General features: G+C 41.9%; 12 protein-coding genes. All 12 read right to left on the bottom strand.

What is annotated here, in order from left to right; translation table 11 throughout:
- Window positions 1–147: 147 nt before the first annotated feature.
- The 12 genes from GHO25_RS26485 to GHO25_RS07235 all read right to left on the bottom strand — a co-directional run bounded on the left by GHO25_RS26485 (window position 148) and on the right by GHO25_RS07235 (window position 14,343).
- Window positions 148–738: a hypothetical protein gene (locus tag GHO25_RS26485; protein ID WP_153390328.1), complete on the bottom strand. Its 591-nt coding sequence runs from the start codon at window positions 736–738 to the stop codon at window positions 148–150.
- Window positions 739–864: 126 nt separating this feature from the next.
- The gene (locus tag GHO25_RS07285) at window positions 865–1,611 is read right to left on the bottom strand and encodes a winged helix-turn-helix domain-containing protein (protein ID WP_256677172.1); all 747 of its coding nucleotides are present in this window, start codon (window positions 1,609–1,611) and stop codon (window positions 865–867) included.
- A gap of 485 nt (window positions 1,612–2,096) precedes the next feature.
- On the bottom strand, window positions 2,097–4,178 hold the full coding sequence (locus GHO25_RS07280) for a YjbH domain-containing protein (protein ID WP_153390326.1): 2,082 nt from the start codon (window positions 4,176–4,178) through the stop codon (window positions 2,097–2,099).
- Complete coding sequence (locus tag GHO25_RS07275) at window positions 4,175–4,957, bottom strand: capsule biosynthesis GfcC family protein (RefSeq protein WP_372240927.1); 783 nt, start codon at window positions 4,955–4,957, stop codon at window positions 4,175–4,177. The genes GHO25_RS07280 and GHO25_RS07275 overlap by 4 nt, the downstream gene beginning before the upstream one ends.
- Window positions 4,954–5,613 (bottom strand): YjbF family lipoprotein, encoded by a 660-nt coding sequence (locus GHO25_RS07270; RefSeq protein WP_153390325.1) that lies wholly within the window; start codon window positions 5,611–5,613, stop codon window positions 4,954–4,956. Before GHO25_RS07270 ends, GHO25_RS07275 begins: the two co-directional genes overlap by 4 nt.
- A gap of 13 nt (window positions 5,614–5,626) precedes the next feature.
- Window positions 5,627–6,739 (bottom strand): polysaccharide biosynthesis/export family protein, encoded by a 1,113-nt coding sequence (locus GHO25_RS07265; RefSeq protein ID WP_153390450.1) that lies wholly within the window; start codon window positions 6,737–6,739, stop codon window positions 5,627–5,629.
- 792 nt (window positions 6,740–7,531) lie between these two features.
- Complete coding sequence (gene galE / locus GHO25_RS07260; RefSeq protein WP_153390324.1) at window positions 7,532–8,554, bottom strand: UDP-glucose 4-epimerase GalE; 1,023 nt, start codon at window positions 8,552–8,554, stop codon at window positions 7,532–7,534.
- 103 nt (window positions 8,555–8,657) lie between these two features.
- Complete coding sequence (locus GHO25_RS07255; protein ID WP_153390323.1) at window positions 8,658–9,752, bottom strand: glycosyltransferase family 4 protein; 1,095 nt, start codon at window positions 9,750–9,752, stop codon at window positions 8,658–8,660.
- Between the two features lie 125 nt (window positions 9,753–9,877).
- Complete coding sequence (locus tag GHO25_RS07250) at window positions 9,878–10,669, bottom strand: glycosyltransferase (RefSeq protein ID WP_153390322.1); 792 nt, start codon at window positions 10,667–10,669, stop codon at window positions 9,878–9,880.
- The gene (locus tag GHO25_RS26860) at window positions 10,666–11,784 is read right to left on the bottom strand and encodes an EpsG family protein (RefSeq protein ID WP_153390321.1); all 1,119 of its coding nucleotides are present in this window, start codon (window positions 11,782–11,784) and stop codon (window positions 10,666–10,668) included. Before GHO25_RS26860 ends, GHO25_RS07250 begins: the two co-directional genes overlap by 4 nt.
- An 11-nt stretch (window positions 11,785–11,795) precedes the next feature.
- The gene (locus GHO25_RS07240; RefSeq protein WP_153390320.1) at window positions 11,796–13,322 is read right to left on the bottom strand and encodes a lipopolysaccharide biosynthesis protein; all 1,527 of its coding nucleotides are present in this window, start codon (window positions 13,320–13,322) and stop codon (window positions 11,796–11,798) included.
- A 46-nt stretch (window positions 13,323–13,368) separates the two neighbouring features.
- The gene (locus GHO25_RS07235) at window positions 13,369–14,343 is read right to left on the bottom strand and encodes a polysaccharide pyruvyl transferase family protein (RefSeq protein WP_153390318.1); all 975 of its coding nucleotides are present in this window, start codon (window positions 14,341–14,343) and stop codon (window positions 13,369–13,371) included.
- Window positions 14,344–14,479 lie beyond the last annotated feature (136 nt).

Genomic DNA, 14,479 nt, shown 5'->3' with positions numbered 1-14,479 from the left:
GACTGCTTAGCAGCTTTATAGTGGAGGGGTAAAATTATTGCTGATAGTAATGGTTATAAAGGCTATAGGTTCGACAATTTATAACAAATATTTTTGAGAGTAAAGTTTCGAGCCAACACACCGTGATCATGATTTTTACGTTAGCCCCTATTCATGCTTTTTGTTATTTTCACTAATATCACCGACAGGTCTTATGTCTTGGACAAGGCAATAGCCACGATTACGTACCGAGCGAAACAAACGTTCCTCAAAGACGTTCCTAAATTTGTGCTGTAATCGACTCAAGGACATCTCTAAGCCGCTATAAGAGTGTGGGTTTTTTTCTATACCTAAAATCAACTCTATTTTGCTGCAAACACGATTTGTACTTAAAACTAACGTTTTGATCAGAAGCGATTCAATTGCGGTGAGCTTAATTCGATAGGTTGTGTTGTGTATTTCTCTAGCATTAAAGTTAAAAAACCATATCTGTGGCGGTGATGAGTAGATGGAATGAGAGTTCGTTGAAGTCGGCACGTAGTTAGTCAGCACTCTATCTATGGGCGATGGGGTTATTAAGCTTAAAATGGAGGTGGAGTCTTGTAAGTTAATTGTTCTTTTAATGTTAGCAGAAGTTTGCTTTTTCGGTTTTGTGCTTATATTCTGCTCAAATTCTACGTGCATATGCTTGTGCTGTGGCGCTGATAACGCAACATCTTTAGGTGCGGCATGATTAATAACTACTAATGTTGTTTTCATGCTTGAAATCTTCCATAGATTCTTACGCAGGGTCAATACAGGTGATTGGTATCACTCAACTATTAGTAAAGATCAATTTTTCAATGATCTTGGTTGCTATAGATTTTTTTAATTTTGGTATATCAGCTATCCGGCTATAGTTCCTCTGCGGAGGCGATAACCATAGGAGCGTACACTAAAAATAATTTCAAGATTGTACGTTTTTTTAATTTTGGTTCTCAAGCGACTTATAGTTTTTTCCAGTGCTCGCGGATCATAAAAAATAATATTCGGGTCGAGTGTTTTAGCAATACTGTCTTGGCTTAAAACATGCTCCGGTGCATTAATTAGTGCGTCAATAATTGTCATTTCTGTGAATGAAATTTCAAGCTTTCTAGCAGGGCAACATAATAATAAGCGTGTGCGGTCAAGATACAGTTGAACAGGAGACTTCCAGTGTGAGTCGTAGAGTGTTCGTGAGAGTAGATTTTTCTTTTCCGACGGGTCGCTTGGCAGTTTTATGCAGTAGTCTGCACCAGCAATATAGTGATTGATGCTCGCATATGGTTTTGTATGTGTTACGAATATGAATATACAAGCAGTCTGATTTTTTTTACGGATATTTCTTATTAGCTCTAAGTTTTCGCTGATGATGTCTGGAGTATGAATTTCGAAAAAAAAGGCTTCGACTTCAGTCAGATTATAATCTTGATTGATTTCTAAATCAGAAGCAGTGAGATGTAATGCGTCTGATGAGATTAAATTATTAATGTCGTCAATCAGCACTTTTGAGAATGCAAAATTGAAAACTGAAGGGCTGTTTGCGCCGGTTTTGTATCCTGCGAAAAGCATATCACCTAACCCAAATGCGTAGAGGCAGTTCGATTTTGCCATACCAGCGCATATCAAAATCGACAATTTATAATATTTTCGACGGTATTACGTATTGAATATTGTTCGTTCAATTGTATGGGGTTTGAAAAATCACCGCAATTCAACTCTGTATGAAGAAAACGATTTGCACCAGTTATGGTGTTTTAGTATTTGTCATATTTTTCTTAAATAAATAACCAAGAATAAATATTAGTCTATACATTGGGTACGCAGTAAAGAAAACGACGATTGTCACCTGAAGTATGTACTTGGCAAGGACTGCTACCGACTCTGATAAATTTTTCCGCCTTGGTAGATGTGCTCTCGATAAACTTTTGCAGGCGGTAACTCATAGTCTCGAATAAGGCAAAAAATCTTTGTGTACTCTGCAAGCCTTATTGTGCTAAGGCTTGCAGAAATCTATACATGAAGCAGATAGTCGATAGCCGTAACAACTAATCTAGTTCGTAATAAGAGTTACATTGGTGAGTGCTTATATACTCAACTCACTCCGTAATCTTGCCAAAGTTTTCATAGAAGGCATCTCGGTTACGACCATCTGTCATGGTGTGCAGTGAGTACTGGCGATGTAACATAGCTCCGCCATCTCGCGTTAAAGGTGCCCATGCAATATTTGCGCGGCTCATTGTCGATACGCTCATCATTTCGTCAAAAGGAATTGATATATAAATCCCTTTATCATAGCTACCTTCTCCAAACTCTTCCGATGATGCTGTTGTGCGTGTTACCCAACCGCCGAACTTCACGCCATTAGAAAATTCTCTAGAAATATCAATTGTAGTACCCCAGTCGCGAGCTAAATAGCGACCCACACTAACTGCTGCATCTAGATCAAAAGGTAATTTTGTATAGCCTGTAACATGGCCGGTTACAGTTTGGTAGTTTCGCAATCCGAAGTCTTGCTCATAGTCACGTTGGCGCACATAGTTCAAATCTGCTCCTATTGACCAGCGTTCACCCATAGGGCGGTACAACAGCTCGCCACCAACCCCTGCGTACATTGGTTCCAGATAACCGCCATATATCATGCCATATAGATCTTGATCCAACTGTTTAGCACGGTTGAGTTGAAGAGCAGGCATAGTTATGTCGGAAGTAGTGACATATTTGCGAACGTCAGTGCGTACTCGTGGTAGGCCACTAGGTGCATCGTATTTGAATTTGTCGTAATTATTTAACAAGTTCGCACTGATCCCACCACTTGCCCATGTTCCAGGAGTAAATCGATATTGTCCTTCTGCATAGGCACTGACTTGGTATAACAGGAAACCATCAGGACCGCCGATATTTTGTTGGTAGCCAAGCCCAAATCCATAAGTTAAAGGGTCAGGTTTCTGTTGGAATAGAGTTTTTTCTATCCGCGGTGAAGCTCGATTTACTTCTGTAGTGCGATGAAGATTTATTACGTCCTGTTCATTGTTTACGACGTCGCGGAAAGTTGAGCGTGGGACGCTTGTTTCTTCAATAGGCATATCATACCGTTTGTTGACAATATTAAACCATTTAATATTGTCATTTGCGTTGTTATCCAAAATTCTACTGGCCCGACCTACACCTTTGGCCGAATAAAAGTACTTGGACTGCTCGCCATAAACTGTTAGTTCCGAATCACGTTGAGAAATCCGCTCAACTTTATAACCAGCATTTTTATCCAACTGTTTGGATACTTCAAGCCAATCTACTTGGTTCAGAGGAGTAACTGGAGTTAGAGTTGGTAGCGGTTGAGCAGGGGGGTCGAAGGTTTTCGTAGGTGCTTTACGACTTACAAAATTGGTATGCAATGTAATACCGAAAAGTGCAGTATTTCCGCGTTCCCAACCCACACTCAAATCAATAGAATCATTAAGTTTAAAAACTGCCCCGATATTTATCGGCAGGTCTTGGACTTGATTATTATATTGCGGCTCATGCTGGTAATCATTACCTTCGTACTCAAGCTTTAAGCTCAAAGGCTGCCACGGTGTTTGATATGAAATACCACCAAATAAAGAAGGCGGACCTTTGAAGTACATGCTGGTGTTAACATCACCTGGTGTCGTCGTGTCCCTGCGATCGCTAAACCCATTGCCTAAAAAATTTAGAGGGTTACTTAAATCACCGCGATTACCAAGATAGCCCCATGCTATGCCTAGGCTAAAGTCCAAATTTTTATAGCGCTTATTTGCTACAAAATACTCACTAGAAAAAAGCCCCGTACCGCCTATGTCCAGAAAACCAAAAGCTATTTCTGGTAACCAATAACTTTCTTGCCATAACCGTACTTTGACATCAACAGCTTTATCTTTATAGCTCTGACTACCACTTAATTCTGCAGATCCGTATTTACGGTTAGAAATAGCCGTATAACGAAAAGTACCTTCTAGCCAATCAATCGGTTGTAATGAAAGGCTATAACGAGAGTATGGATCTGTGCGATTGGCATTCAGGCTTATTTCGCCAGCGGGGGCCATGCGTGCAGTCGGTGTTTGAAGCAATCCAACGCCACCATAGTCACTTTGGGTATAACGTGGCTCTGCATGTGCCAAGCTATATGGCAAAAAGGCGACAATAATAAAACGTAACTTCAAGGTGCAACCTCAGCCAACAGTTGAGTGGCGAGGAACTGCGCCAACTGCTCATTTAAATCAGGCGTGGGCAAATCCGGGTTGTCATTGCGTATAGGTACCAGGATCGTGCTGCCAGCAACTGCATAAACACCGTCTTTGCGGTTCCATGCAGCAATGGGTACCTGCTTATAGGTTCCATCGGGGTGTATCAACCATAGAAAGTCTGCATCTGCCTCTTTCAACGGTAGGCATTTGTCCAGATAGTCGCGCGCCTCTTGCATAGCCTGATAGGGCAGTTTGCAAGGTTCAGCCACCGCCCCGACAACAGTTACGCGGTTGATGTGAGGCGGATAGATCACCTGATCACCATCGCTGACCAAGTAGTTATGGCTAAAGTTTACTTCCAATGCCACTGGATCCAAGTTGGCAACTTTACGTCCGGTCACAGGCAACCCGATCACATATTGATGCAAGCTTTCTGCGAGAGAGGCCAAGGCGAGGTTGTTATTGAGCAAGGAGCCACGCTGAAGCATTTTCAAGTCAAACAGCACGCCGACCTTCAGACGTGTTTGCTGTTCGAGCAGGGGTTGATGTAGCCACCCAGCTGCTAGCCAATAATCATTGTGGTTGGGTTGGGCTTGGCTGATGACATCCAGCAGGCGCATGCCCGGTGTGTAGGCAACACTTACCGGGTTACGTACCTCTCCGCTAACAGTGACGGCTGCCTGGCTATACTGAATAAAGCCAAAGATAGTTGCGCCTAACAATAAACCAGCTGTCAGTTTTTTAAACTCACTCACCTTGCAGGCTCCCAGTCAGGGCGCAGGTGCACGATCTGAAATAAAATCTCTGGTGTTGCATATTGTTCGCTCTGCAAAATCACGCCGTCATCCGGCCTCACCCAGTAACGATTGGTTCCACTGAACCCCAATGCCGGAATGTCGATCTCTTCATCAATGCGTTGCAGCGTATAAGGTCGATCAAGGATCTTGACCGTTTCCAGGCCTTTACGGCGAAAACGGCTATGCACCGTTACACCCACACGCTGACCGTCATAGATATCAATCTGCCGAGTACTGGTGGCGCCGTCAGTGATGTTCTGCAAGCCTTGCTTGAACGGGGAGGGGCCGTCAAAGCGGGTGCCTTCCAGATCTGGCGGCAGGCCGACAGTGCGTTCCACAAGGCCGTTGCGAGTCATCAAGACTTGCTTGCCGGAGGCAACCCAGTACTGCAGGTCGCCCTCTTGACGCAGCCTGGCCATGATCCCTTCACTGGAGCGGGTAGTGACCTTGATTTGCGCATAAGGGACTGCTGCAACGTCTGCCTCTGTTATTTGCAGAGGTTGCACGCCTTGAACAGCAGCCTTGAAGGTATCGACAGAGCCTTTCATAAGCGGGCTGCAGCCACACAGCAACAAGCCCGTTAATAGCCAGGAGCGGTTACGAAGAATTTTCAAAACGGCTCAAACCTTATCGGCTGTTGGCTTCACTGAGGTTGTTAGTAGCGGATGCGCCTGTGCCTAGGATAGTTGCTGAAGGTAGCAATTGGCTAATCAAGCGGTTCCAACGTGTAACCTGTGCGGGACCAACGTAAACAATATCCTGCGGTTTCAATTCGAAGTGCGTGGCGATGGCAAACGCTACAGGGGACTGGGCATCTAGCTGATAAACCTTAACCGGTTGCGTCTCTAAATTATCGGCTCCACGAATTACATACAGTGCATTTCCGTTAGAGGTGTTCTGGTTGAGCCCTCCAACTGAGCCGACTACGTCAGAAAGATTCATTCGGCTAGTCTTGAATTTTATAGCTTGCGGTGCAAGAACCTCGCCCATCACATAAATTTTCTTACGGTCGTTGTATGGTAAATACAACTGATCGCCGTCCTTAAGAAAAACATTTTGCAATTTAGAGTTGCTATTGTTGAGTGAATCCAAATTAAGAAGGTACTCGCGGCCATCACGAGTAAGAATTAGCCCGGAAAGATCTGCGTTGCTTGGTTCAACTCCTGCTGCCCCTAACGCCTCGATTATATTAAGCGGCGAGGTTGTTATAGGTACAGGTCCAGCTTTAGATACAGCCCCTGCAAGGGTTGCTTTTTGACTTGCAAAACGCAATACGTTCAAGTCTACCTGAGGACTATCCACATACTGCGCCAAGCGCTGTGCAATGATCGCACGTAACTCTTCAATTGTTTTACCCGCAGCATCTACTTTTCCAATATAAGGATAGTAGATACTGCCATCCGGTCGTACCAAACGGCCATTCGCATCAATTTGCTGTTGCGGGCCTGATGGCGCGGTCAGTTCTGGGTGATCCCAAACGGTGATGTACAACACATCATTCGCGCCAATTTTGTAGGCCTGTGGCTCAAATGCCAGCAATTCTGCTGGCACCGAGCTTGAAACGTAGGTCGCTGCGTCTTGAGCAATCAGTTTGGGGGTGATGGGAATCAACTCAACCCGACTGCTTTCTGGTGAGCCTTCAGTGCCAATCTCACTGGTGTCCAGGTATTGACCGGGCGAAAACATACAACCTTGCAGGGCAAGCCCTGCAAGTACCGCGAGCGACAAACTACGAATCATCATTGGGGACACTTGTAAAAAGAAACGCATCAAAAACAAAGACCTGGAATAAACCAGGTGGTTTAGTTCGATAAACCTGGCGGGTACTTAACGAGTAGTACCGGTGGTGCCAGTTGTTCCTGTAGTGCCTGTGGTGCCAGTAGTACCGCCGTTGCTGCCGCCACCGCCGCCACCGCCAGAAGAGATAGCTGCTGCGCCTGCTGCAACCGCAACACCTACACCTACGGCTGTTGCGGTGCTTACGCCACCCAGAACGCCAGTGGTGGTGGCCAGTGATGTGCCAGATGCAGAGCCAGCAGCCCCAGCTTCTGCAGGCGCAGCGTCACTTGGTGCGGAGGCTGAGGTAGGAGCTTCTGCGGCCAATGCTGAGGAGCTCAATGCTAGTACTAATGCGGAGATAAGAAATTTGTTCATTGGAAAATCCTTTTGATAAATCGTCTGTATTGGGGGTGTATCTGAGAGTATATCCAAGAGGTAAGCTCGGATCCTAGGTCCTAGGGTGTGATTCATGTCGTGCACGTGCCGTTACGACTAACATTACCCTCAAATGGGTCTTTACAGGCATTTTCTTGGCAAGAATACCTGTGCCAAGCTGCTTTCGTTTCTGACTTTTTATAACGTTTTACATTGCAATTTTTACGCTTCGCGGCTATTAGCAATTCACGGAAATTGATTCCTGTCAAACGTCCTTATGTCACACCGCTTTCAGATCAGCTTAGCTTTGAAAATCAGTATCTTCCAGCATTTATAGCGGGAAGTCCATTTTCGCGTTGGGTGCCAATATGCATAAAGTTAGCTTTTATAACCTGTTGGATTGCGTTTCTGCCAGCGCCAAGTATCTGCCATCATATCTGATAAGTCACGCTTAGCCGTCCATCCTAACTCTTCGGCTGCTTTCTTTGGTGCAGCCCAGCATTCTGCGATATCACCAGTGCGTCTATCGACTACCTGGTATGGAATCGAGCGTCCGCAGGCTACTTCAAATGCTTGTATCATTTCCAGTACGCTGTAGCCGACACCCGTTCCAAGATTCCAAATGTTTACGCCAGTTTTTTCGTCAATCGCATTGAGTGCGCTTAAATGCCCCTCTGCAAGGTCTTGAACGTGAATGTAGTCACGAACTCCTGTGCCATCAGGAGTCGGGTAATCTCTACCATAAACAGATAGTTTGCTAAGTTGTTCAATGGCGACTTGACTTATATATGGAACAAGATTGCTAGGTATACCATTAGGGTCTTCGCCCATGGTGCCGCTTTCATGTGCGCCAACAGGATTAAAGTATCGTAGTAGAGCTATGCTCCAACGAGAATCCGATTTTGCCAGATCTTGAAGAATTTCTTCTGCTATTAATTTTGAACGTCCATACGGATTAGTGGGGGTGCCGGTTGGAAAGTCTTCTCTAACCGGCATTTCTATGGGATCTCCGTAAACCGTCGCGGAAGAACTAAATACTAGTTTAAATACGTTTGCTCTAACCATTGCTTTGCAGAGAGTTAAGCTGCCTACAACGTTGTTGGAGTAGTAAGTTAATGGGTTGTTTACGCTTTCACCTACAGCTTTCAATCCCGCGAAATGTAAAACGGAGTCTATTTCGTTAGTTGCGAAAATTTTATCCAGAGTTTGTTCGTCGCGCACATCGCCTTCGATGAAATCTGGTTTTTTTCCGCATATATTCTCAATCCTATTTAGAGACTCTATTGAGCTATTGCAGAGATTATCCAGTACAACTACATCGAAACCTGCCTCAAGCAATGCTAAAGTTGTATGCGATCCGATATAACCAGAGCCGCCGGTAACTAGTATTTTTTTTTGCATAAACAATGACCAGTTTGAAAGTTAGAGTTTTGAACGACATGGTTATTGAAGACAAGCGCTTCAGTGAAAAATATGTTATCCGAAAATGCTTATATCTTGAATTTCAATTGTGCAGGGCTCTGGCGTACGCTGTTAAAGTTTCACTGTTCATCCGATCCTCCGCAAATCGCTGTAAAGCTATCTTGCGAGCGGAGAGCCCCATTTTTTTGCGTAGTTGAGGGTCGCTTATAAGTTGTTTTAGTCTGTTCTGCATTTGATCTGTATTATCACAAATGAAGCCAGTCACTCCATCAGTCACAATGTCTTTGCATCCTTCAACATTCAATACAACTGCAGGTAGACCGGCAGCTTGTGCCTCTATAAGAGCCAAAGGCATGCCTTCCCACAGAGAAGTCATAACAAATATGTCTGATCGATTAAGATGGTCCACTACAACTTCTCGAGCTATCCAGCCTGTAAAGGCTAGATTCTCGGGCAATTCTCCGTCGACTAGCAGATCATTCTTTAATTCACCATCCCCAATCCATAAGAAAGAGGCAGGTTCTTTATTGAGAGCAATCGCAATTTTACGGAATGCCGATGGGTTTTTCTGATTGCACAACCGACCAGATGAAATAATTTGGCAACCTGAGGAGCTACCAATTGCTTCTGAGACCAAATTTAGCGGAATGCTATTCTCGATTAAAATAGCCTTTTCTTGCCCTACTGCTTTGGCATGATCTAGTTCGCTCTGCGAGCAGGCAATAGTAGTGCCGCCAAAATATGAGCTAATCTTTTCTATAGTTTTAAATGCAGCGCGTTTTTTTGAATTTATATCTTTTCTTAAAAAAGAAAAACCATGAGGTGTATAAAAACATGCGCTCGATCGACCTAAGAGTTTGCATGCTATGCGGCCTAAGACGCCGGCTTTTGAGGAGTGTAGATGTATAATGTCGGGGTTTATTTTATTTATTGTTTTAAACAACATTAATAAGCTGACCAGATCTTGCAGAGGTGAAATATTTGTCTGCATCTTAAGCTCGATGCAGGTAATAGGTTTTGGGAATATTTTCAAAAGTTCTGCAAGATTTGGAGTGTCAATTCGAATCGAGTGAACAACAGTTACATCATGTTGAGCATCAGATTGTAGCGATGAAAGTTGTTGTATGACATTAAGAACTCCGCCGCCTAAGGCTTCTGTTACATGCATTATGCGCATCTAAAATTTCCGGTAATGTTAGAGATTTTCATGATGTGAAGTTGCTTTAAATAACGCTTAGTAGTCAAAGCAGTTTGCGTGCATTGTCATGGCTAAGTTTGAAGTGGGCGACCTGATCGCTGTGTTTATTTTTTAAGTATTTGTTTAAGGTGAACAGTAAAACTTCTCGGTGTATACAGTAGTACTGCTGAGCGAAATAGTCCGTAAACAGAGTATTGGTTGAAGGTGAAGTTTTTTATTATTACGGACAGTCTGCTTTTGATTTGTGTTTTTCTTTTTTTAGTAGAAATGCCGTTCGGATCGATTGTGCAAGCGACCAGGCTTTCTTCAATATTTGATGCGGGATGTTTCTTTATAATGCTAAAAAAATAAGCATAGTCTTCAGCAGCGGGGTAATTTGTTGGGTATAAGCCTACTGACTCAACTACGTCATTTCTAAATATTACTGTTGGGTGTGTGAAGGTTGCGTTTAAAAACATTAAATTTTTAATTGAATCATAATTGGATGGATGCTTAACAGTGTATAGGTGATTTCTATCCATATCGGTAAAATCAACCCAGCTTCCAATTAAGTAGCAAGACTTATTGTCTTCAAGGTATTTTACTTGTTTCTCGAATCTGTTGTTTTGGCATATGTCGCCGCAGTCGAGTCTTGCAATAAATTCATAGTCTTTAGCGTAAGTGGATAGTCCATGGTTTAGTGCGTGCTCAATTCCTTTATTTTTTTCGAGTTCAAGAAGTTTTATTGTGAGCGGGCCTTCATACTTTAAAAGTACTGTTGAGGCTTTCGTCACTAAACTTCCGTCATCTACCACAATGACATCTGGCTTTATATATTCGTAGTCAATAGACTCAATCGACTCTAACAAAGATTCGCCGGCGTTATAATATGGAATCAATACACAGCATTTTTTCATGGTTGAATACCTAAAGTGATCATCGCGCTCTCACGTGTATAGACTAATATCGACATGATAGAGAATGTTAATATGTAAGCAATATTTTTATACACTGTAGAGATTTTCATTTCTTTAAAAATTATAGCAATTGAAATTGGGATAATAAATATGCACCCAACCATGTAGCGCTCTGACACATCTGCTGTAAAAATGCTAAACAAGACGAAAGTCATGAAGGTTAAAAGATATTTTTTAACGCATTCGTAATTATTCTTCCCCCTTGTAGTTATGACAACTGTGTAGTAGATAAAAATACTCAGCCAGAAATTAAGTGTCTCCCACACTTGTCCAAAATGGGATATTCGCCCTTCCTGAAAGTAGAGGTCGAATTTAGATGTCACTGGGGCAAAATTAAGAGCTTGGACTAAGTTGCCCGCAAATTGATATGAAAATGTAGAGAGCGCTAGAGCACCAATAGGGAGCCATATGTAATATTTTGTTTTGTTTGGGATTCTTATGAATGCAGGTGTTGTTAAGAGTATTATCGCTGACCAATGGTAGAAAATTGCAAGTAAAGTAAATATTGCAAATTTCAGGTTTTTTCTTTCGTAGGCATATGTGAATGCTATAGCACTAAGTGGGAGAGCATACGACTGTCGTAGCGCATTGCCGGAGTATACTGCGAAATAGGTCAAAAATACTAATGTGAATATTAGTGGTGATATTTGTACATGTTTACATATTTTTTTATATGCAATATAAGTTAGGTATACGACTATTAAGTAGTTTGCTATTAACCACCCGCGAGGCGAGAGAAAGGTTTTTAATAACGCTTGGGTTGGCCAGAAAAGTATCTCGGTATTTCCGTAATAAAGCTGACCATCGGCTCTTGCTGTGGCGATCGAATTAAGATGGCTAAATGTGTTTAAGTAAGAACTGGTATCTCCCCCAGAAGTGAAAGGCCGGTAGGCTACAAAATATAGTCCGATGATAAAAGCAGGTACAGTTATAAATAATAGCTTGTGTGCATTTAAATCTCTCTGCGGGACAAGAATATCCTTGTTGTTGTGAGTAAGCGTAGCTAGAAGCGAACTCAGCAAAAAAAAAGTTGTAAGCAGGTATATAATTGCCATTTTTTTGGTTCTTAACCTAGAGTGTGTTTCGTTGTTTGGAGCACGACTTTTTTTACTCTATTCATTACTTGCGTTGGGAAGTTCAGAATTATCGTTAGTGTAGATAAGCTAGCAATGAGCAATCCTAAACTTAAAAATGTATATATGCTGCCTTTAGGTAAGTATCCGTTACTAGCCTTGATCCAAATAAATGAAAGTATAGCTACTGTGATTATAGGGGTGATGATATCCCGGAATAACCATTTTGTTGTAATGGTGTTTGCAAATTTTTTGTGTACAAGTTGGCTTAGGATTATAAGGGATGCCGCTCTGAATACTACCCAGGCATATCCTGCTCCAAGTGGGCCGTAATTAGTCGCCGTGTAATACATGGTGGGTATGAAAAGTATTGTTGTCACTGTATTGAAGACAATGTTAATTCTAAGGTTTCCGTACGCGTATTGTATATACGAGGGGAATGATGTTAGAGCAATCAGCCCATTTCCAATTATAAATAACGGCAGTATACTTTTCGTCCATAATGCAGCCTCCTGATTTCCAGTCCATGCCTGTACTAATTCAAAAGGGTACATGGCTACGACAATCACAACTGGCGCAAGGATACATGATACAAGACGGGAAGAGGATCTATATAAATTTAACATATCTTCGTGTTTACCCTGCGACAGATTAGAAATAAGACGGGGTAGAATCGCAGTGCTAATTGGAGCCGAAATTACTACAATTGCTGAGCAGATACTGGCTATGAGCGTGAAATAACCATAATCCTTTAAAGTTAATGTGCTGCTTAAAATTAATTTATCGATTTGTGTAGCCAGTACCCAAAGAAACCCCGTGTAAGCAACACTCATTGCGAATGGTGATACTCTTTTGATCTCAGTAGTAGAGAAGATAGGTGTCTTATTTAGATGTTTCGGTAAGAGCTGATATAGCTTAAACCTGAATATAAATAGTTCGAGTATTGATATTAAAAGCTGAGCTACAAAATAGCCTACTATATTTATCTCTCCGAGCATTACGAGAGCTAAGGTTAGCGGAAATCTAAGTGTTACTATTCCTATAGTTATTATGTTCTGAGCTACTTGGTGCTCGTATGCGTTTATCCCACTTTTGTATAAAGATACGGGCCACCTTATTGCGACTATAAAACCCATTAACGTTATGCAGAATGAAGCAGTTTCTATGGGGATTTCATGTAATTTAAGCCAGCTTGAAGATATCCATTCGCTTGCACAAATTATTGCTGTGCCGGCTGTTATAGCTATACCAATGAATATAATTTCTAAGCTTCTGATTAGTGTGCGTATTTTATTTAAAGGATTTTTATTGTCGTTAGATGCTATTTCTTTTGATAATGTTGGAGATAATCCGAGATCTAGGATTTGCATCCAGGCTTGAATCAGTGTAAATACACCGATAAGTCCATACTCTTCCGGGCCCAAATATTTTAGATAAAGCGGAAGTATTGCTATCCCAATAAAGCCAACATAAAACTGACCTGCATAATTGAAGATTATATTTCTCTTTAAAGAGGACATTTTAGTTGGCTTATTAGTCGGTGGGTAGATTATATGGTGTGTTAAATTATTTCGTTTTTGATATGAAGTCTTTACATAAGGTTTTAAGATTGTTGGCAATTTCTACATGGTGATTAGGGTTGTTTATTTGGAAATTTTTTCCTATCTTTCCATTTAGGTCAAAGTTCGCTTTGATTTCTCCGCTTTGGCTTATTTTTATAGTGTTAAACAAGCCTGTAATTCCGTCAAAGCGGCATGTGTCATCTTTTCGATCAAAGGCGTCAAGAAAAATTACAGGTGTGCCCATTGCTAAGCATGGAAGGGCGCAATGAATTCTCGATGTTATTACAAGCTTTGCTCTTGCATATTTACGCAGTAGCGATTCTGCAATCTCGAATTTCTCTGCTTCACTATATTTTCTAGCTGGAAGAACTTGGTATGTGTAATTTGCCGTATTGATCAGATCTTTCTCAAGAACTAGATCTAGTAGCTTGTCTTTTTGATTAAGTTTGCTCAACTCGCCTTTTAGAACTACTTTCGCGAATTTCTTTAAATCGCTGGTTACTGGTTCGATAGTTGGGTAGTCGAAAAATGGGTCGACTATATAGATGTCTTCAGTTCGCTCTGTGTCTGACACCTTGTAGTTATCGAGTGTTAGCGTTAAACAACCAGAGTAAAAAGCTTCAACGCCTTTTTGCTTAAGTAACTCCGCAGTACGGTTGTCTCTGCACCCAATTGGTGAGTGAGCTTTGAAGTACTCAACTCCCTTGGTGCTGAGCATTTTTTTCTCAGCACTACTATTGATGTGAAATGAAACAAACAGAGGATTTATTTTTTTACTTGGAATCCAATTTTCTGCATTGTAACAAAACCACCCATTCAAAATCATTGCGATTTCTTCGGCGTTGTAGTCACCCATTTGCTCGCGGTTGACAAGCTGGTCCACCTGTGGAAGGTATTGTTTTGCTGCCAAACTTTGTATGTAGTCACCCACATTAAAGTCTATTGGTGACTCTTTGTACTTGAGTAAGCCGTAATTCATTTTGTCTCCTGGTCTTTATTTAGTGTGTTTTTACACAAAGTATTTATTTTGGCCTGATGCGATCAGGCTTTATCAATCGGGTAGATGGTAAATTTAAATGTCTAATTTTTTGATATTGGCTCTGAGTTTTTCTGCT

This window comes from Pseudomonas sp. FSL R10-1350, from assembly GCF_009600525.1.
GTDB lineage: Bacteria > Pseudomonadota > Gammaproteobacteria > Pseudomonadales > Pseudomonadaceae > Aquipseudomonas > Aquipseudomonas helleri.
This window is presented reverse-complemented; position numbering and strand designations above follow the sequence as displayed.